The 18031-nt window shown below is 72.1% G+C and carries 15 protein-coding genes; 12 read left to right on the top strand and 3 right to left on the bottom strand.

Annotation, left to right across the window (positions count from 1 at the left end):
- Nucleotides 1-14: 14 nt before the first annotated feature.
- From rsmA to ACIA8N_RS25720, 3 genes are all read left to right on the top strand, one after another.
- On the top strand, nucleotides 15-887 hold the full coding sequence (gene rsmA, locus ACIA8N_RS25730) for a 16S rRNA (adenine(1518)-N(6)/adenine(1519)-N(6))-dimethyltransferase RsmA (RefSeq protein ID WP_030210895.1): 873 nt from the start codon (nucleotides 15-17) through the stop codon (nucleotides 885-887).
- Nucleotides 884-1813: a 4-(cytidine 5'-diphospho)-2-C-methyl-D-erythritol kinase gene (locus ACIA8N_RS25725; RefSeq protein WP_399416794.1), complete on the top strand. Its 930-nt coding sequence runs from the start codon at nucleotides 884-886 to the stop codon at nucleotides 1811-1813. The genes rsmA and ACIA8N_RS25725 overlap by 4 nt, the downstream gene beginning before the upstream one ends.
- 87 nt (nucleotides 1814-1900) lie before the next feature.
- On the top strand, nucleotides 1901-3190 hold the full coding sequence (locus ACIA8N_RS25720) for an acyltransferase (protein ID WP_365778547.1): 1290 nt from the start codon (nucleotides 1901-1903) through the stop codon (nucleotides 3188-3190).
- Here the strand turns inward: ACIA8N_RS25720 and ACIA8N_RS25715 are convergent.
- Nucleotides 3168-3782 carry a Uma2 family endonuclease gene (locus ACIA8N_RS25715; protein WP_365778549.1) on the bottom strand — a complete coding sequence of 205 codons (615 nt, stop codon included), beginning with the start codon at nucleotides 3780-3782 and terminating at the stop codon, nucleotides 3168-3170. The two genes, ACIA8N_RS25720 and ACIA8N_RS25715, sit on opposite strands and share 23 nt — an antisense overlap.
- A 125-nt stretch (nucleotides 3783-3907) precedes the next feature.
- Here ACIA8N_RS25715 and ACIA8N_RS25710 point away from each other — a divergent pair, with 125 nt between their 5' ends.
- The 8 genes from ACIA8N_RS25710 (at nucleotide 3908) to ACIA8N_RS25675 (ending at nucleotide 14694) form a co-directional block, all read left to right on the top strand.
- Entirely contained in the window at nucleotides 3908-5713 is a 1806-nt protein-coding gene (locus ACIA8N_RS25710; protein WP_365778551.1) for an ABC-F family ATP-binding cassette domain-containing protein, read from the top strand.
- Between the two features lie 112 nt (nucleotides 5714-5825).
- Nucleotides 5826-7646 carry a PQQ-binding-like beta-propeller repeat protein gene (locus ACIA8N_RS25705; protein ID WP_365778553.1) on the top strand — a complete coding sequence of 607 codons (1821 nt, stop codon included), beginning with the start codon at nucleotides 5826-5828 and terminating at the stop codon, nucleotides 7644-7646.
- A gap of 13 nt (nucleotides 7647-7659) precedes the next feature.
- On the top strand, nucleotides 7660-9486 hold the full coding sequence (locus tag ACIA8N_RS25700; RefSeq protein ID WP_365778555.1) for a PQQ-binding-like beta-propeller repeat protein: 1827 nt from the start codon (nucleotides 7660-7662) through the stop codon (nucleotides 9484-9486).
- A 215-nt stretch (nucleotides 9487-9701) separates the two neighbouring features.
- Entirely contained in the window at nucleotides 9702-10385 is a 684-nt protein-coding gene (locus ACIA8N_RS25695; RefSeq protein ID WP_030210877.1) for a LuxR C-terminal-related transcriptional regulator, read from the top strand.
- A 98-nt stretch (nucleotides 10386-10483) separates the two neighbouring features.
- Nucleotides 10484-11527: a galactose-1-phosphate uridylyltransferase gene (gene galT / locus ACIA8N_RS25690; RefSeq protein WP_365778557.1), complete on the top strand. Its 1044-nt coding sequence runs from the start codon at nucleotides 10484-10486 to the stop codon at nucleotides 11525-11527.
- A complete protein-coding gene (gene galE / locus ACIA8N_RS25685) occupies nucleotides 11524-12510 on the top strand; it encodes a UDP-glucose 4-epimerase GalE (protein ID WP_365778559.1) in 987 nt (328 codons plus the stop codon). The genes galT and galE overlap by 4 nt, the downstream gene beginning before the upstream one ends.
- Nucleotides 12507-13646 carry a galactokinase gene (galK, locus tag ACIA8N_RS25680; RefSeq protein WP_365778561.1) on the top strand — a complete coding sequence of 380 codons (1140 nt, stop codon included), beginning with the start codon at nucleotides 12507-12509 and terminating at the stop codon, nucleotides 13644-13646. Before galE ends, galK begins: the two co-directional genes overlap by 4 nt.
- 253 nt (nucleotides 13647-13899) lie before the next feature.
- A complete protein-coding gene (locus ACIA8N_RS25675) occupies nucleotides 13900-14694 on the top strand; it encodes a response regulator transcription factor (RefSeq protein WP_365778563.1) in 795 nt (264 codons plus the stop codon).
- On the opposite strand, the gene ACIA8N_RS25670 is transcribed toward ACIA8N_RS25675, so the two are convergent.
- The gene (locus tag ACIA8N_RS25670) at nucleotides 14653-15150 is read right to left on the bottom strand and encodes a MarR family winged helix-turn-helix transcriptional regulator (RefSeq protein WP_030210863.1); all 498 of its coding nucleotides are present in this window, start codon (nucleotides 15148-15150) and stop codon (nucleotides 14653-14655) included. The two genes, ACIA8N_RS25675 and ACIA8N_RS25670, sit on opposite strands and share 42 nt — an antisense overlap.
- Nucleotides 15151-15311: 161 nt before the next feature.
- Here ACIA8N_RS25670 and ACIA8N_RS25665 point away from each other — a divergent pair, with 161 nt between their 5' ends.
- Nucleotides 15312-16145, top strand: coding sequence for a trans-aconitate 2-methyltransferase (locus ACIA8N_RS25665; RefSeq protein WP_365778565.1), 834 nt, complete (start codon nucleotides 15312-15314; stop codon nucleotides 16143-16145).
- Nucleotides 16146-16207: 62 nt separating this feature from the next.
- Here the strand turns inward: ACIA8N_RS25665 and ACIA8N_RS25660 are convergent, their stop codons facing one another.
- Nucleotides 16208-17926, bottom strand: a complete 1719-nt coding sequence (locus ACIA8N_RS25660) for a VCBS repeat-containing protein (RefSeq protein WP_365778567.1) — start codon at nucleotides 17924-17926, stop codon at nucleotides 16208-16210.
- Between the last annotated feature and the right edge of the window lie 105 nt (nucleotides 17927-18031).

Raw genomic sequence — 18031 nt, 5'->3', positions numbered from 1 at the left:
CGTAGGCTGTACCGGTGAGCACCACCACCGGCCCCGAAAGCCCCGACGCCCTCCTCGGCCCCGCCGACATCCGTGAGCTGGCCGCCGCCCTCGGCGTGCGCCCCACGAAGCAGAAGGGCCAGAACTTCGTCATCGACGCCAACACCGTCCGGCGGATCGTCCGCACGGCCGAGGTACGGCCCGACGACGTGGTCGTGGAGGTGGGGCCCGGACTCGGCTCCCTCACCCTGGCCCTCCTGGAGGCCGCGGACCGGGTGACGGCCGTCGAGATCGACGATGTCCTCGCCGCCGCGCTGCCCGCCACGATCCAGGCCCGGATGCCCGCGCGCGCCGACCGCTTCGCGCTGGTCCACTCCGACGCCATGCAGGTCCAGGAGCTGCCGGGCCCGGCGCCGACCGCGCTCGTCGCCAACCTGCCGTACAACGTCGCCGTGCCGGTCCTGCTCCACATGCTGGAGCGGTTCCCGACCATCGAGCGGACCCTAGTCATGGTCCAGGCCGAGGTCGCCGACCGGCTCGCCGCCAAGCCCGGCAACAAGGTCTACGGCGTGCCGTCGGTCAAGGCCAACTGGTACGCGGAGGTCAAGCGCGCCGGATCCATCGGCCGCAACGTCTTCTGGCCCGCGCCGAACGTCGACTCCGGCCTCGTCGCCCTGTTCCGACGCACCGAGCCGCTCGCGACCACCGCCACCCGGCAGGAGGTCTTCGCGGTCGTCGACGCGGCCTTCGCGCAGCGCCGCAAGACCCTGCGCGCGGCCCTCGCCACGTGGGCGGGCTCGCCTGCGGCGGCGGAGGAGGCCCTGGTGAAGGCCGGGATCTCGCCGCAGGCGCGCGGCGAGGCGCTGACGGTGGAGGAGTTCGCGAGGATCGCGGAGGCGAAGGCGTGACCACCCCCGGCGGCGTGACCACCCCCGGCGGCGTCACCGTCCGCGTCCCGGCCAAGGTCAACGTCCAGCTCGCCGTCGGCGCGGCCCGCCCCGACGGCTTCCACGACCTGGCCAACGTCTTCCTCGCGGTCTCCCTGTACGACGAGGTGACCGCCACCCCCGCCGACAAGCTGACGATCACCTGCGAGGGCCCGGACGCCGACAAGGTGCCGCTGGACCGCACCAACCTCGCCGCGCGGGCCGCCGAACTGCTCGCCGCCCGGCACGGCATCTCCCCGGACGTGCACCTGCACATCGCCAAGGACATCCCGGTCGCCGGCGGCATGGCCGGCGGCAGCGCGGACGGGGCGGGCGCGCTGCTCGCGTGCGACGCGCTGTGGGGTCTGGGCTCCTCGCGCGCCGACCTCCTGGAGATCTGCGCCGAACTCGGCTCCGACGTGCCGTTCAGCCTGGTCGGCGGGGCGGCGCTCGGCACGGGCCGCGGCGAGAGGCTGACGGAGCTGCCGGTCGGCGGGAACTTCCACTGGGTGTTCGCCGTAGCCGACGGCGGCCTGTCGACGCCGACGGTGTTCGCCGAGTTCGACCGCCTGGCCGAGGGCGCCGAGATCCCCGGTCCGACCGCGTCCCCGGCCCTCATGGACGCCCTGCGCACCGGCGACACGGTCGCCCTCGCGGGCGCCCTCACGAACGACCTCCAGGCGGCGGCGCTCTCCCTGCGCCCGTCGCTCGCGGCGACCCTGACGGCCGGCACGGACGCGGGGGCACTGGCCGCGCTCGTCTCCGGCTCGGGCCCGACGACGGCGTTCCTGGTGAAGGACGCGGAGACGGCCAGGACGGTCGCCGCGGCCCTGACGGCCTCGGGCACCTGCCGCACGGCCCGCACGGCGACGTCCCCGGCACAGGGCGCCACTCTCCTGCCGACCTGAGACCCCGCCCCCACGGGGGCGTACTCAGGCGGGAGTTGAGTAGGCGCGCCCTGTCGCCCCGCAGGGTGGTCGCGGGACCGTACCCCCATGGGATTCAGCGTTCGTGAACTCGCCGCCGCGACCCCCGCGACCCGGGACCGGTACGTCGACCTGCTCCGGGTCGCCTCGCTCGCCGTCGTGGTGCTCGGGCACTGGCTGATGGCGGCGGTCACCGGCGACGGGCAGGTCGGCAACCTCCTCGCCGTCGTCCCGGAGCTCCAGGTCGTGACCTGGGTCTTCCAGGTGATGCCGGTGTTCTTCTTCGTCGGCGGCTTCTCGCACGCCCTCGCCCACCGCTCACGCCCCGCCTACGCGGCCTTCCTGCGGGCCCGGCTCCAGCGGCTGCTGCGGCCGACGATGGTCTTCGTCGGGGTGTGGGGCGCCGCCGCGCTGGTCCTCCAGCTGTCGGGCGCGGACGGCGGGCTCACCGGGGTCGCGCTGCGCCTGGTGACCCAGCCGCTCTGGTTCATCGGGATCTACCTGGCGATGGTCGCCTTCACCCCGCCGCTGCTGCGGCTGCACGAGCGGTACGGGTGGGGCGCGTTCGCCGGGCTCGTCGGGGCGGCCGTCCTCGTCGACGTGCTGCGGTTCGCGGCGGACGTGCCGTTCGTCGAGTTCCTGAACTTCGCGTTCGTGTGGCTGGCGGTCCACCAGCTCGGCTTCCTGCGCGCCGACGGCATGATCGGCCGCCCGGCCCTGCTGGCGGGCGCCGGCCTCGTCGGCGCGACCGCGCTCGTGGCCCTCGGCCCGTATCCGCTCTCGATGGTGGGTATGCCCGGCGAGAAGGTCTCGAACATGGCCCCGCCGACCCTCGCCCTGCTCTGCCACGGCCTGTGGCTGGTCGGCGCGGTCGAGCTGCTCAAGGGGCCCGGGGCGCGGCTCGTGGCCCGTGCCGGGGTGTGGCGGGCGGTGGTCGCGGCGAACGGGATCGCGATGACGGCGTTCCTGTGGCACCTGACGGCGATGCTCGGGGTGTACGGGGCGATGCTCGGCTTCGGCGCGGGGCTGCCCGCCCCCGCCTCGGGCGCCTGGGGGGCGCAGGTGCCGCTCCGTATCGCGGCGGCAGCCGCCCTCACGGCCGTCCTCGTCGCCGTCTTCCGCCGCTTCGAGGCCCCGGGACCGAACCGTCCGGGAGAGGGCTCAGGCCCGCTGGCCGCCCTCGGAATCACGCTGGCGCTCCTGGGGATCCTCGGCCTCTCGGCGACCGGCCTCGGCGGCCTCCTGGAGGGCCGCACCGCGACCCTGATCGCGTTCGAGGTCACCGCCCCGGCGGCGGTGGCGATGGCCCTCGTGGGCTGGCTGCTCGTCGAGCGCCCTACATCTCGTCGATCGCGGTGAGGTCGATGTCGATGTCGAACGGAACGGTGAGCTTCAGCCGGTCGCGGTGGACGCCGGTGCAGGTGTACTGCTTGGTGACGGGGTCGCGTTCGTAGACCCGTACGACCGCGTGGTCGTCCTCGCCCTCCATCTCCACGAGCCAGAAGTGCTCGACGCCGGCGGCGGCGTACTTGTGCGGCTTGGTGTCGTGGTCCCGGGACTCCGAGTCGGGCGAGACGACCTCGACGGCCAGCAGGACGTCGGCGACCGGGTACGAGGTCTGGGTCCGGCTCCGCACGGCGTCCTCGCGGACGACCAGGACGTCCGGCTCCGGACAGTTGCGGCGGTCGATCACCACGGCCATCTCACTGTCGACCCTCAGATGCGGCGGCACGCTCGCCCGGAGCCCCATCCGGAGCAGGAAGATCATCGCGCTGTGGAATCGGCCATGCGGCCTCGCGAAGACGAGGCTGCCGTCGATCATCTCGGTGTGCGGCGGGAGGTCGGGCAAAGTCTGCAGGTCGTCCACCGTCCAGCCGTCCTGCGGGGGCTGCGGCCATTGCTTTGCTCGGCCTTCGGCCTTGGGCCCGGTCGTCGGCATGGTTTCTCCCATGCGTGGATTCTTCGGCCTGCCAGTCCACGGTAACGGCAGAAAGTCGATCACGTCATCACAAAGAGTGACCAGGTCGCGCAGCGTCTACTCTTGGACGTCGATCGTCCCCCCGTACAGGAGTCAACGTGGCCGTCAACCTCGTCAACGTCGAGGCCGTCAGCAAGGTGTACGGCACCCGTGCCCTTCTCGACGGGGTTTCGCTCGGTGTCTCCGAAGGGGAGCGGATCGGGGTCGTCGGCCGCAACGGCGACGGGAAGACCACTCTCATCCGGATGCTGGCGAAGCTGGAGGAGGCCGACACCGGCCGTGTCACCCACAGCGGCGGGCTGCGCCTCGGGGTGCTCACCCAGCACGACTCGCTCGACCCGAAGGCCACCATCCGGCACGAGGTCATCGGTGTCATGGCCGACCACGAGTGGGCCGGCAGCGCCAAGATCCGCGACGTGCTCACCGGCCTGTTCGGCGGGCTCGACCTGCCCGGCTTCGAGCACGGTCTCGACACCGTCATCGGGCCGCTCTCCGGCGGTGAGCGCCGCCGCATCGCGCTCGCCAAGCTCCTCATCGACGACCAGGACCTGCTCGTCCTCGATGAGCCCACCAACCACCTCGACGTCGAGGGCATCGCCTGGCTCGCCAAGCACCTCCAGGAGCGCCGTTCCGCGCTCGTCTGCGTCACCCACGACCGCTGGTTCCTCGACCAGGTCTGCACCCGCATGTGGGACGTGCAGCGCGGTGCCGTGCACGAGTACGAGGGCGGCTACTCCGACTACGTCTTCGCGCGCGCCGAGCGGGAGCGCATCGCCGCCACGGAGGAGTCCAAGCGGCAGAACCTGATGCGCAAGGAGCTGGCCTGGCTGCGGCGCGGCGCCCCCGCCCGTACGTCCAAGCCGCGCTACCGCATCGAGGCCGCCAACGAGCTGATCGCCGACGTGCCGCCGCCGCGTGACACCTCCGAGCTGATGAAGTTCGCGAACGCCCGGCTCGGCAAGACGGTCTTCGACCTGGAGGACGTGACCGTCACCGCCGGTCCGAAGACGCTCCTCGAGCACCTCACGTGGCAGCTCGGCCCCGGCGACCGCATCGGCCTGGTCGGCGTCAACGGCGCGGGCAAGACCTCACTCCTGCGCGCACTCGCGGATGCCGCCGTCAGCCAGGGCGAGATCCAGCCCGCCGCCGGCAGCGTCACCGTCGGCAAGACCGTCCGGCTCGCCTACCTCTCCCAGGACGTCACCGAACTCCCCGCCACCCTGCGGGTCCTGGAGGCCGTGCAGCAGGTCCGAGACCGGGTGGACCTCGGCAAGGGCCGTGAGATGACGGCGGGGCAGCTTTGCGAGCAGTTCGGCTTCACCAAGGAGAAGCAGTGGACGCCGGTCGGCGACCTCTCCGGCGGTGAGCGCCGCCGCCTGCAGCTGCTGCGCCTGCTGATGGACGAGCCGAACGTCCTCTTCCTCGACGAGCCCACCAACGACCTCGACATCGAGACCCTGACCCAGCTGGAGGACCTCCTCGACGGCTGGCCGGGCTCCATGGTCGTGATCTCCCACGACCGGTTCTTCATCGAGCGGACCACGGACAAGACGCTGGCGCTGCTCGGCGACAGGGCCCTGCGGATGCTGCCGCGCGGCATCGACGAGTACCTGGAGCGGCGCCGGAAGATGATCGAGGCGGCCGTCCCGACGCCCGCCGCCGCGCCCGCGCAGACGAAGCCCGGCGTCTCCGCCGCGGACGCGCGCGCCGCGAAGAAGGAGCTGCAGAAGGTCGAGCGGCAGCTGGACAAGGTCTCCGACAAGGAGGCCAAGCTGCATGCCCGGATCGCCGACAACTCCACCGATTTCGAGCTGGTCGCCAAGCTCGACGCGGAGCTCAGGGAACTCGCCGGGGAGCGCGAGGAATTGGAGATGCGCTGGCTCGAACTGGCCGAGGACGCATAACGAGGGCATCACAGGCCGGTCCTCCCTTGGGTACAAGGGGCGGACCGGTCGCTTTTGCGCCATGGCGTGAGTGGTAGAAAGAAAACCCGTTCACGTCAAGGGGGAACCGCTGATGACCCAGCCGCCCAGCAACCAGCCGCCGGGGGGTTTCGGAGCCCCCCAGGACCCGAACCAGAACCCGCACCAGGGCATGCCGCCCGTCCCGCCCGTACCACCGCAGGCACCGCAGGCGCCGCAGACCCCGCCGCCGGCCGCGCCCGGACCGTACGGGCAGCAGCCGCAGCCCGGTTACGGGTACCCGCAGCAGGCCCCCGGGCCGTACGGGCAGCAGCCTCCGCAGCAGCCGTACGGCTACCCGCAGCAGGGCCAGGGCCAGCCCGGCTACCCGCAGCAGCAGCCGGGGCCGTACGGCCAGCAGCAGGGCCCCTACGGCGGCTACCCGACCCAGCCCCAGCCGGGCTACCCGGGCGCCCCGACCCCGCCGCCCTCCGGCGGCGGTCTCAAGGGCAGGACCGGGATCGTCGCGGCCGTGGCCGCCGGCGCAGTCCTGGTGGCCGCCGTCACCACGTGGGCCGTCGTCGGCGGTGACGACGAGAAGGACCCGGTCGCCAAGCCGACCGCCACCGCCACCTCCGCCGCTCCCAAGCCCACCGAGTCGGTGGACCAGGGCGACGGCTCGGGCGACGGAGGCAACGGCGAGGACGACCTCAACGCGGGCCGTCAGGCCGGCGAGGCCAAGGTCAACTGGCTCCTCAAGAACGACGTCGACCTGCCGCGCAACGGCTCCGACGTCTACGGCCCGTGGATCGTCGGCGACACCGTCGTCAAGGCCATGTACAAGGGCATCAGCGGCTACAGCCTCAGCGACGGCTCCTCGAAGTGGCACATCGACGTGCCGTTCGAGCTGTGCGCGGCACCCGCGAACCCGTCGGCGAACGGCGTCATGGTCTTCGGCTACGCCGAGAGCGCCAAGGACGGCGCCAAGTGCAGCCAGCTGCAGATGGTCGACCTGAAGACCGGCAAGGCGGGCTGGAAGAAGGCCGTGCCCAAGCCCAAGGGCCTGTTCGCCTTCTCGGACAACACCCTGTCCATCAGCGGCGACACGGTGACCGTCGCGGGCACCAGCAGCTCCTACGGCTTCTCGCTCGCCGACGGCCGCCAGCTGTTCACCGGCCCCACCACCGGCTGCAAGCCCTTCGCCTACGCGGGCGGCAGCAAGCTGGTCGCCGCCATGGACTGCCCCTCGGGCAGCACCTCCAAGAAGTCCCAGGCCGTCGGCGTGGTCAACCCGGCCACCGGCAAGCCCGCGTTCACCTTCAAGCTGGAGACCGACTGGGAGGTCGACAGGGTCTACTCGGTCGACCCGCTCGTCGTCTCCGCCACCCAGCGCGAGCAGAAGAAGTGGACGATCTTCGCCCTCGACGCCAAGGGCAAGCTCCGCTCCCAGATCCAGGGCGGCAAGGACAAGTTCGCCCCGTCGTGCGGCGGCAGCTTCGTCGTCTTCGGCAAGAACCTCGAAGGCTGCACCGGTGTCGCGGCCGACGCGAACACCTTCTACATGGCCACCGAGACCTCGTACGGCAAGCCCAACGAGGTCGTCGCCTTCGACCTTGCGAACGGCAAGCCCAAGTGGCGTTCCAAGGCGCCCGGTGAGCAGTCCATGACGCCGCTGCGCATGGAGGGCGGCCAGGTCCTGCTGTACGTCGACGCCGCGTACGACAAGGGCGGCGCCGTCGCGACGCTCGCCCCGACCGGCGGCGCGCCGAAGATCCTGCTCCAGCACCCGGCGGCGACGGCCACGATCGAGAACAGCTTCTACAGCCCGGGCTACGCCTACGGCAGTGGCACGTTCGTGGTGGCAAGCGGGCGTGTGTCCGCCACCAACGACGAGGCCGAGAAGCAGGTCAAGACGATGATGGCCTTCAGCAAGTGAGGTACACGGACCGATGACGCAGCCCCCACCGCCCCCGCCGAACCAGCCCCCTGACCCGCAGGGCGGCTACGGCGCGCCGCCGCCGCAGCAGCCCGACCCGGGCTACGGCTACCCGCAGCAGCAGCCGGGGTACGGCCAGCCGCCGCAGCAGCCCGACCCCGGTTACGGCTACCCGCAGCAGCCGCCCGCGGCTCCGCAGCAGCAGCCGTACGGCTACCCCACCGCGCCCCAGCAGCCGCAGCAGCCCTACGGCGGCTACCAGCAGCCCGTGCAGCCCCCGTACGGCTACCCGACGCAGCCCCAGCAGCCCCAGCAGTCCTACGACACGTACCAGCAGCCCGTACAGGCTCCCGGTGGCGGCAAGAAGCTGTCGGCGCAGATGCAGATCGTCATCGCGGCCGTCGTCGCCGTTGTCCTGATCGTCGGCGCCGGCATCTGGTACGCCGGTTCCAAGGGCGGCGACGAGCCGGCCGAGGAGGCCAAGGGCTCGGCGGGCACCTCGCAGGGCGCGAACGGCACCGGCGGGTCCGGCGGCTCGAACGGCCTGGGCGGCGGGGGCAAGGAGAAGGCCCCGGCGAACACCGGTGCCAAGGAGGTCTTCAAGATCGGCCTGCCGACGGTGCCCGACACCACCGACGTCTCCGGTTCCTGGATCACCGACAAGGCGTTCGTGAAGACCGGCGTGAACTCGATCGTCGGCTACGACCTCGACACGGGCGCCGTCCTGTGGACGCTTCCGCTGACCGGCCAGGTCTGCGGCGCCTCCCGGCACATGACCGCCGACCACAAGGTGCCCATCCTCTTCGAGGCCACCAAGCGCGTGGCGCCGCGCTACTACCAGATGTGCACCGAGGTCGGCATGGTCGACCTCGCCACCGGCAAGCTGCTGTGGTCCACCTCCGTCACCGGCGGGGCCGCCGGTGACGGGAAGGCCCGGTTCAGCGAGGTCACGCTCAGCGGCAACACGGTCGCGGCCGGCGGCACCGACGGCGGCGCCGCCTTCGACGCCGCCAACGGCAACCCGCGCTGGAAGCCGCAGGTCAACGACCAGAACTGCTACGACCTCGGATACGGCGGCGGCGCCGGTCTCGTCGCGGTCCGCAAGTGCGGCCCGTACAGCAGCCAGTACGTGATGATCCAGAACCTCGACCCGATGACGGGCGCGCCGCTCTCGCAGTACAAGATGCCGACCGGTGTGAAGTACGCGTCGGTGGTCTCCACCAAGCCGCTGGTCGTCGCGGCCGACGTCGGCGACAGCGCCGGCGACGGCAGCGGCATCTCGGACTTCTTCTCGCTCGACGAGAAGACCGGGAAGCTGAAGGCGAAGATCACGGCGGACGCCGACCAGTACGCGGCCCGCTGCCGTTCGACCAAGGTCGAGGCGTGCACGCAGGTGCTCGTCGGCAACGGCCGGCTCTACGTGCCGACCGAGGAGCACGAGGGCTCGACCGGCGAGTACGGCGACGAGACGAACGAGATCATCGCCTTCGACCTGGCCTCCGGGAAGATGGTGCCGGAGAAGGCGGACGCGGGCGACAAGTACACGTTCGTCCCGCTGCGCATGGACGGGGGCGACCTGATCGCGTACAAGGTGCCCCCGTACGACAAGGGCGGCCGGGTCGTGTCCGTCAACGGCGGCACGATGAAGGAGACCCTCCTCCTGGAGAACCCGTCGGCGAAGCCGCTGCGGGAGACCGAGCGGAGCTTCGGCGTGACCGGCAGCGAGTACCTCTTCGGCGACGGCCGGTTCTTCGTCTCGAAGACGTACGTGAGCAAGACGAGTGACAGCGGCTTCTCGAACAAGGAGTACCTCGCCGTCTCGTACAGCGCCAAGGGCTGAGCCCCGGGCAGGATCAGGCAGCGGGCCCCTCCGGAAATCCGGAGGGGCCCGCTCCTGTCTGCCACGGGTCCACTCGTGCGGGTGATGTGACGGCGGGTGAGGTGACGATTCGTCGACATGGCGACGCGATTGGGGCGATGCGGGGCCGGGGAGCGTGTACCTTGCCGGGTCAGGCGTGCCGGGGGACGGGGCGCGGAGAATGGGGGAAGACCGGGATGGGCGTACGCCTCGTGGTCGTGGACGACCACCGCCTGCTCGCGGAGGCGCTCGCCTCGGCGCTGAAGCTGCGCGGGCACCGGGTGCTCGCGGCGGCCGCGCCGGTGGCGGGGGCGGCGGAGCTGGTGGTGAGCCGGGCGCCGGAGGTCTGTCTGCTCGGGACGGCGGCTCCGGCCGAGCCGGGGGCCTTCGACGTGGTCGTGCGGATCAAGCGGGAGCGCCCGCAGGTGGCCGTGGTGGTGCTGGGTCCCGTGCCCTCGCCGCGCGGGATCGCGGCGGCGTTCGCGGCCGGCGCCTCGGGATACGTCCGGCAGGACGAGCGCATCGAGGGCGTGGAGCGCGCCCTGGTGAAGGCGAGGGCGGGGGAGTCGGCGGTGGCGCCGCAGCTGCTCCAGGCGGCCTTCGCGGAGCTGCTGCACCCCTCGGCGCAGCCGGACGACGAGGGGCAGCGGCTGCTGCGGCTGCTCACGCAGCGGGAGGTGGAGGTCCTCGTCCGGGTCGCGGAGGGGGAGGACACCCGGCTGATCGCGGCGGGGATGGGGATCGCGTCGAGCACGGCGCGGACGCATGTGCAGCGGGTCCTGATGAAGCTGGGGGTCGGGTCGCGCCTGGAGGCGGCGGCCCTCGCGGCCCGTACGGGGCTGCTGGACCGGGCGGTGCCGCAGCAGCGGGGAGCCCGCTGAGACCTCAGGTCTGCGGGGCGGGGCTCCGGCGTTGACGCTCATGTTGGAATGTGATTCCTTGTGCGTGGTTCTGTTTGATCCCGCCGGAGGGCACCCCCGTGAAGAAGACCGTCGCCACGCTCGCCGACGGGCGCGAGCTGATCTACTACGACAGCGGCGACGGCACCGTCCGCACCGCCGTCGACCCGCGCCCCCTCACCCCCGTCGTCTCCCGGTCCGAGATCCGGCGCGACGCCCTCACCGGCGACGACGTCGCCGTCGCCTCGCACCGGCAGGCCCGCACCTACCTCCCGCCGGCCGACGCCTGCCCGCTCTGCCCCTCCCGGGACGGACGCGAGAGCGAGGTACCCGAGGAGAGCTACGAGGTGGTGGTCTTCGAGAACCGCTTCCCGTCCCTCTCCGGCGGCGTCGGCCGCTGCGAGGTCGTCTGCTTCACCGACGACCACACCGCCTCCTTCGCCGACCTCACCGAGGAGCGCGCCGCCCTCGTCCTCGACGCCTGGACCGACCGCACCGCCACCCTCTCCGCCCTCCCGGGCGTCGAACAGGTCTACTGCTTCGAGAACCGGGGCCAGGAGATCGGCGTCACCCTGCCGCACGCGCACGGCCAGATCTACGCCTTCCCGTACGTCGCCCCCCGCACGGCCGCCATGCGCCGCCGCATCGACGAGCACCGCGCCGAGACCGGCCGGAACCTCTTCGACGACGTCGTCGCCCGTGAACGCGCCGACGGCGAGCGGGTGGTCCTGGAGACCGAGCACTGGATCGCCTTCGTCCCGTACGCCGCCCACTGGCCGTACGAGGTGCACCTCCACCCCAAGCGGCGGGTGCCCGACCTCCTCGCCCTCGACGGCGCGGCGCGCACAGAGTTCGCACAGGTCTACCTGGAACTCTTGAAGCGCTTCGACCGGATCTTCGGCCCTGACGAGCCGCCGACGCCCTACATCGCCGCCTGGCACCAGGCGCCGTTCACGGACGGGCGGCGGGAGGACTTCGGACTGCACCTGGAGCTCTTCACCGTCCGACGGGCCCCCGGCAAGCTGAAGTACCTCGCGGGCACCGAGTCCGGCATGGGCGCGTTCATGAACGACGTACGGCCGGAGGACGCGGCCCGACGACTCCGAGAGGTGGCAAGCGCATGACACAGAGGTACCTGGTGACCGGCGGAGCCGGATACGTGGGCAGCGTCGTCGCCGCCCACCTCCTGGAACGGGGCGACCGCGTCACCGTCCTCGACGACCTCTCCACCGGCTTCGCCGAAGCCGTCCCCGAGGGCGCCGAGTTCATCGAGGGCCGCGTCCAGGACGCCGCGAAGTGGCTGGACGGCTCCTACGACGGCGTCCTGCACTTCGCCGCCTTCTCCCAGGTCGGCGAATCCGTCGCCAAGCCCGAGAAGTACTGGGACAACAACGTCGGCGGCACCATGGCCCTGCTCGCCGCCCTGCGCGCCGCGGGCGTGCGCAAGCTGGTGTTCTCCTCCACCGCCGCCACCTACGGCGAGCCGGAGACCGTGCCGATCACCGAGTCCGCGCCGACCGCTCCCACCAGCCCCTACGGGGCGAGCAAACTGGCCGTCGACCACATGATCGGCGGGGAGTGCGCCGCCCACGGCCTGGCCGCCGTGTCGCTGCGCTACTTCAACGTGGCCGGGGCGTACGGCTCGCTCGGCGAGCGCCACGAGCCCGAGTCGCACCTGATCCCGCTCGTCCTCCAGGTCGCCCAGGGCCGCCGCGAGGCGATCTCCGTGTATGGCGAGGACTACCCGACCCCGGACGGCACCTGCGTCCGCGACTACATCCACGTCGCCGACCTCGCCGAGGCCCATCTGCTCGCGCTCGACGCCATGAGCCGGGACGCCGTGCCGGCCGGCGAGCACCTCGTCTGCAACCTGGGCAACGGCAGCGGCTTCTCCGTCCGCGAGGTCGTCGAGACCGTACGGCAGGTCACCGGCCACCCCGTCCCGGAGATCACCGCGGCCCGCCGCCCCGGCGACCCGGCCGTCCTGGTCGCCTCCGCCGACGCAGCCCGCGAGCGGCTCGGCTGGACGCCGTCCCGTCCCGACCTGGCGGCCGTCGTCGCCGACGCCTGGGCCTTCGCCCGTCTCCGTCAGGAGGAAGGCGCATGAGCGTCGCCGCCGACTTCGAGGCGCTGTACGGCGCCGCCCCCGACGGTGTCTGGGCCGCCCCCGGGCGGGTCAACCTGATCGGCGAGTACACCGACTTCAACGACGGCTTCGTCCTGCCGCTCGCCCTGCCGCACACGACCGTCGCCGCCGTCTCCCGCCGCGACGACAACGTGCTGCGCCTGCACTCCGCCGACATCGACGGCGGCATCGTCCAGCTGGCGGCCGACACCCTCGAACCGCTCTCCGGCGGCGGCTGGGCGGCCTACCCCGCCGGGGTCGTCTGGGCCCTGCGGGAGGCAGGCCACCCGGTGACCGGCGCGGACGTCCACCTCACCTCGACCGTGCCGACCGGCGCCGGGCTCTCCTCCTCGGCGGCCCTCGAAGTCGTCACGGCCCTCGCCCTGAACGAGCTGTTCGGCCTCGGACTCACCCGGCCCGAACTCGCCAGGATCGCCCAGCGCGCCGAGAACGACTTCGTCGGCGTCCCCTGCGGGGTCATGGACCAGATGGCCTCCGCCTGCGCCGAGGAGGGCCATGCCCTCCATCTGGACACCCGGGACCTCTCGTACCGTCAGGTCCCCTTCGACCTGGCCGCCGAGGGGCTGCGGCTCCTCGTCGTCGACACCCGCGTGAAGCACGCGCTCGGGGACGGCGCGTACGCCGAGCGGCGCGCCGGGTGTGAAGCCGGTGCGCGGGCGCTCGGGGTGAAGGCCCTGCGCGAGGTGAGTGCCGTGCATCTTCCCGAAACGCTCGCACGCCTGGGCGACGAGACGATTCTGCGCTACGTCCGGCACGTCGTCACCGACAACGCGCGCGTGGAGCGGACCATCGCCCTGCTCGACGCCGGGGACACCCGGGCCGTCGGCCCGGTCCTCACCGAGGGCCACGCCTCCCTCCGTGACGACCTGCGGGTCTCCTGCCCCGAACTGGACCTCGTGGTGGAGGCAGCGAACGCCGCAGGGGCGCTCGGAGCCCGGATGACCGGCGGCGGCTTCGGCGGCTCGGCCGTCGTCCTCGTCGACAGCGACCGGGCGGACGCGGTCGCCGCCGCCGTCGGCAAGGCCTTCGCCGAGGCCGGGTACGCGGCCCCGGGGGTCTTCCCCGCCGTGCCCTCGGCGGGTGCGCGCCGGGTCTGAGCGCCGCCTTCACGCCCCCACAGGCCCGGACGACTTCGGACAGTTCCGCGAATCGGCCCCCACCGCGCTGCCCCGCCCCTACTGTGTGGGGCAGCGCCGGTGGGGGCCGGTGCTGTTCAGGGTGCGAGACCCGGTCGGGTACGGCGCCGGAAGCGGGGTAGCAGTCAACGCACGGCGGCGGTCGTGCGCGTGACGGACCCGCCCCCCGGCGCCGTGCCCGCGTCGGTCCGTTCCTCGACACTTGGGGGTGTCCGTGGCACGTATCCGTGTCCTGGTGGTGGACGACCACCGCGTCTTCGCCGAATCGCTCGCCGCCGCGCTCGCGGCCGAGCCCGACGTCGACGTCGCGGCCGCGGGAAGCGGCCCGGCCGCCCTGCGCTGCCTGGAACGCGGTGCGGCGGAGGGCCGCAGGTTCGACGTGATGCTCGTCGACGCCGAACTGGGCGCGGGTCCCCCCGGAGCGGCCGTGGCCCGCGCGGTGCCGGACGACGCGGACGCGGCCGTCGACGGGATCTCCCTGGTGGCGGGGGTGCGCAGGGCGCAGCCCGCGGTCCGTACCGTCGTCCTCGCGGAGAAGGACGACCCGCGGCGGGCCGCGCTCGCCCTCCAGGCCGGGGCGGCCGGCTGGGTGGCGAAGGACTGCTCGCTCCAGCGGCTCCTCGCGGTGGTCCGCGGGGTGCTGCGGGACGAGACGCACCTGCCGCCCGCGCTGCTCACCGGCGTCCTGCGGGAGCTGACGGCGGCCCGCAAGCACCGGACGGACAGCGAGCGGCTCGTGGAGTCGCTGACCCCGCGCGAGCGGGAGGTGCTGCGCTGCATGGTCGCGGGCCTGGGCCGCAAGGCGGTGGCCGAGCGTCTCTTCCTGTCCCCGCACACCGTCCGTACGCACATGCAGAACGTGCTGGGGAAGCTGGGCGTGCACTCGACCCTGGCGGCGGTGGCACTGGCCCGGCGCGCGGGCGTGGGTCCCGCGGAGCCGGTGACCGGCCTCCCGCCGGCCCGGGAGCTAGCCCGGGAGGTTGTCGAACGGGGCGGTCAGCCGGCGTAGCAGGGCGGCCAGTTCGCCGCGCTGACCGCGGGAGAGCTGGGCCAGGATGGCGCGCTCCTGGGCGAGGAGTCCCGCGAGTGCCTCGTCGGCGCGGTCGCGGCCCTCGGGGGTGAGCCGGACGAGGACGCCGCGCCGGTCGCTGGGGTCGGGGAGCCGCTCGACGAGGCCCTTCTTGGTGAGCCGGTCGATGCGGTTGGTCATGGTGCCGGAGGTGACCAGGGTCTGCGTCAGGAGCTGGCCGGGGGAGAGCTGGTAGGGCGCTCCGGCCCGGCGCAGGGACGTGAGGACGTCGAACTCCCAGGGCTCCAGCTGGTGCTCGGAGAAGGCGAGCCGGCGGGCGCGGTCGAGGTGACGGGCGAGCCGTGAGACGCGGCTGAGCACCTCGAGTGGTTCCACGTCGAGGTCGGGGCGCTCGCGGCGCCATGCTGCGACCAGTCGGTCGACCTCGTCCTCCATGACGATCAGTGTAGAGGGTCTGTTGACATAAAGTCTCTTGTGTTCAAGTATCTTGATCTCAAGCTTCTTGACCTCAAGATATATTCCGCTGGACTATGGGGAAGGGACCCGGCCGGAACTCGTTCCGTTTCGGCCATTCAGTCCAGCAAGGGGCTTCGAACATGCATTCCGTTGAATCCGCCGCACCCACGTGGGACCCGCAGCAGTACCTCCGGCACTCCGGCCACCGCACCCGCCCGTTCCTCGACCTGCTCGCCCGAATACCGCGCCTGCCCGCCCAGGGCCGGCCCGCCCGCATCGCCGACCTCGGCTGCGGTCCCGGCAACGTGACGGCCCTTCTCGCCGACCGCTGGCCCGACGCCCACATCACCGGCTTCGATCTCTCGCCCGACATGCTGGAGCACGCCGAGAAGGACTGGTCGGGCACCACCAGGGGCGGCGGATGGCTCGATTTCAGGGCCGCCGACGCCGCCCACTGGACCCCCACCGAGCCCTACGACCTGATCGTCTCCAACGCGGCCCTCCAATGGGTGCCCAACCACCCCGAGTCCTTCGCCCGCTGGATCGACGGACTCCATCCGGGCGGCACCCTGGCCTTCCAGGTCCCCGGCAACTTCACCTCGCCCAGCCACGCCCTGCTCGGCCAACTCTGCGAGACCCCCGAATGGCGCGCCCGCGTCGGCGACCAGGGCCGCCGCTTCGTCCACATCCTCGACGCCGCCGACTACCTCACCCGCCTCACCGACCTGGGCTGCGAGACGGACGTCTGGGAGACCACGTACTGCCAGCTGCTCCAGGGCGAGGACCCCGTCCTCGACTGGGTCAAGGGCACCGCCCTGCGGCCCGTCCTCACCACCCTGGGCGACGACCAGGAGGCCGTCGACGCCTTCCTGGGCCAGTACCGCGCCCTCCTCCGCGAGGCCTATCCACCGGGCCCGCACGGCACGGTGTTCCCCTTCCGCCGCGTCTTCGCCCTCGCCCGCAAAAGCGCCTGAAACGCGCGGACGCCCCGCACCGGAGATCCGGTGCGGGGCGCCCTGTGTACTGCGCGGTACGACTAGTACAGGCCGTTGTAGGTCTGGTAGCCGGTGCCGATGGAGGCGCGGGGCTTGAAGACCCAGCCCGACTCGCCGCGGCCCGTGTAGCGGAACAGCTCGCCGCCCGAGTTCACCGCGAGGAGGTCGGCCTTGCCGTCACCCGTGACGTCACCGGGGGCGACGATCTTCGGGTACGCGTTCCAGCCGCCGCCGATCTTGACGCGGGTCTTGAACGGGTAACCCGCCTGGCCGGTGCCCTGGTACAGGTACAGGTTGCCGTCCTTGGCGCGCGCCACCAGGTCGTTCAGACCGTCGCCGCTGAGGTCGCCGGAACCGACGATCCGGTCGTACGCGCCCCAGCCGCCGCCGATCTTGACGCGAGAGTGCAGCGACGTGCCGTTGTAGTTGGTCCGGTACAGCCACAGCACGCCCGAGCGGTCACGGGCGACGAAGTCGCCGGTGCCGTCGCCGTTGAGGTCACCCGGCCCCGCGATCAGGTTGATGCCGCTCCAGCCACCGCCGAAGTCGACTTCGCCGTGGTAGAGGCGACCGTTGTAGATCTCCAGGGTGTCGGAGATCCCGTCAGGGCCGAGGGAGTTGACCTCGAAGATGGTGGAGCCGGCCCAGCCGCCGTCACTGCTGATCTGCTGGCGGGGGTACAGCTTGCCCGTCCCCGTCGGGGTGTACCAGAAGAGCGTGCCGGCCTTGTCGCGGGCGAGCAGGCCCTCCTTGCCGTGCGCCGGGACGTTGCCCGCGCCGCCCAGCTGGGGCGTGCCGGCCCAGCCGCCGCCGGAGCTGGCCTGCTGGCGAGCCGTGAAGAGGCCGTTGCCCTTGCCGTAGTAGATCCACAGCGTGCCGTCGGCACCACGCGCGACGACATCGCCGATGCCGTTGCCGTTGTCGTCGTCGATGCCGACGATCTGGTTGTAGAGGTCCCAGCCGTGGCCGACCTCCTTACGGGGCTTCACCGAGTACGGGCTGCCGGTGCTGCCGTAGTAGAAGAGGACTCCGCCGTTCGTACGGGCGAGGAAGTCGCCCTTGCCGTCGCCGTCGCTGTCGCCCAGGCCGATGAGCTGGTCGTAGGCCTGCCAGCCGTTGCCGACCTTCTGACGGGCGTGGAACGGCGCGTTGTACGTGCCGGTGGAGACGTAGACGAACAGCTCGCCGCCGGGCGTACGGGCGAGCACGTCCGGACGGCCGTCACCGCTGATGTCGCCGGGCGAGAAGACCTTGTTGTAGATCTGCCAGCCGGAGGCGCCCCAGCGGAAGTCGCCGTAGGACTCGGTGGTGTTCCCGTACAGGGTGATGTCACCGTCGGTGGACAGCGTCAGGACCTCGGGACGGCTGCCGTCCTTGTCCTGGTCGCCGATCGGGACGATGTCCTTGACGAAGGCGGTCGAGCCGTCACCGCGGTACACCTCGGAACCTTCGATGCCGCTCGTCAGAGCGGAGTAGACCTGGCCGTCGTAGCCGCGCCACAGGATGTCGCTGTGGCCGTCACCGTCGACGTCGGAGCGCGGCGCGCTGCCGGCCTCCGCGGCTTCGGCGATCCCGGCAGAACGGGAGCCGTCCACCTTCGGCAGGGCCAGCTTGGGAAGTGCGGTACCGGCCGGAGCCGGCTTCTCCACGGACGGGCGCGGCGCCGGCGAGTCGGCGGACGCCGGGCCGGCGAGGAGCATGCCCGCGGAGAGGGCGAGAGCGGTGCACGCGGCGATGCGACGGGCACGCTTGGACTGCATGAAGAACAAAAAGATCCCCCCCAGGGAATCAGAGGTTCGACGGAACCAAACAGGGGGGTTCGTACAGGCATCGAACGGCGTCAGCGCGCGGCGGAAAGCGCACGG

The organism is Streptomyces sp. NPDC051822 (assembly GCF_044452745.1).
Taxonomy (GTDB): domain Bacteria; phylum Actinomycetota; class Actinomycetes; order Streptomycetales; family Streptomycetaceae; genus Streptomyces.
The sequence above is the reverse complement of the archived record's forward strand: the minus strand, read 5'-3'. Positions and strand labels throughout refer to the sequence as shown.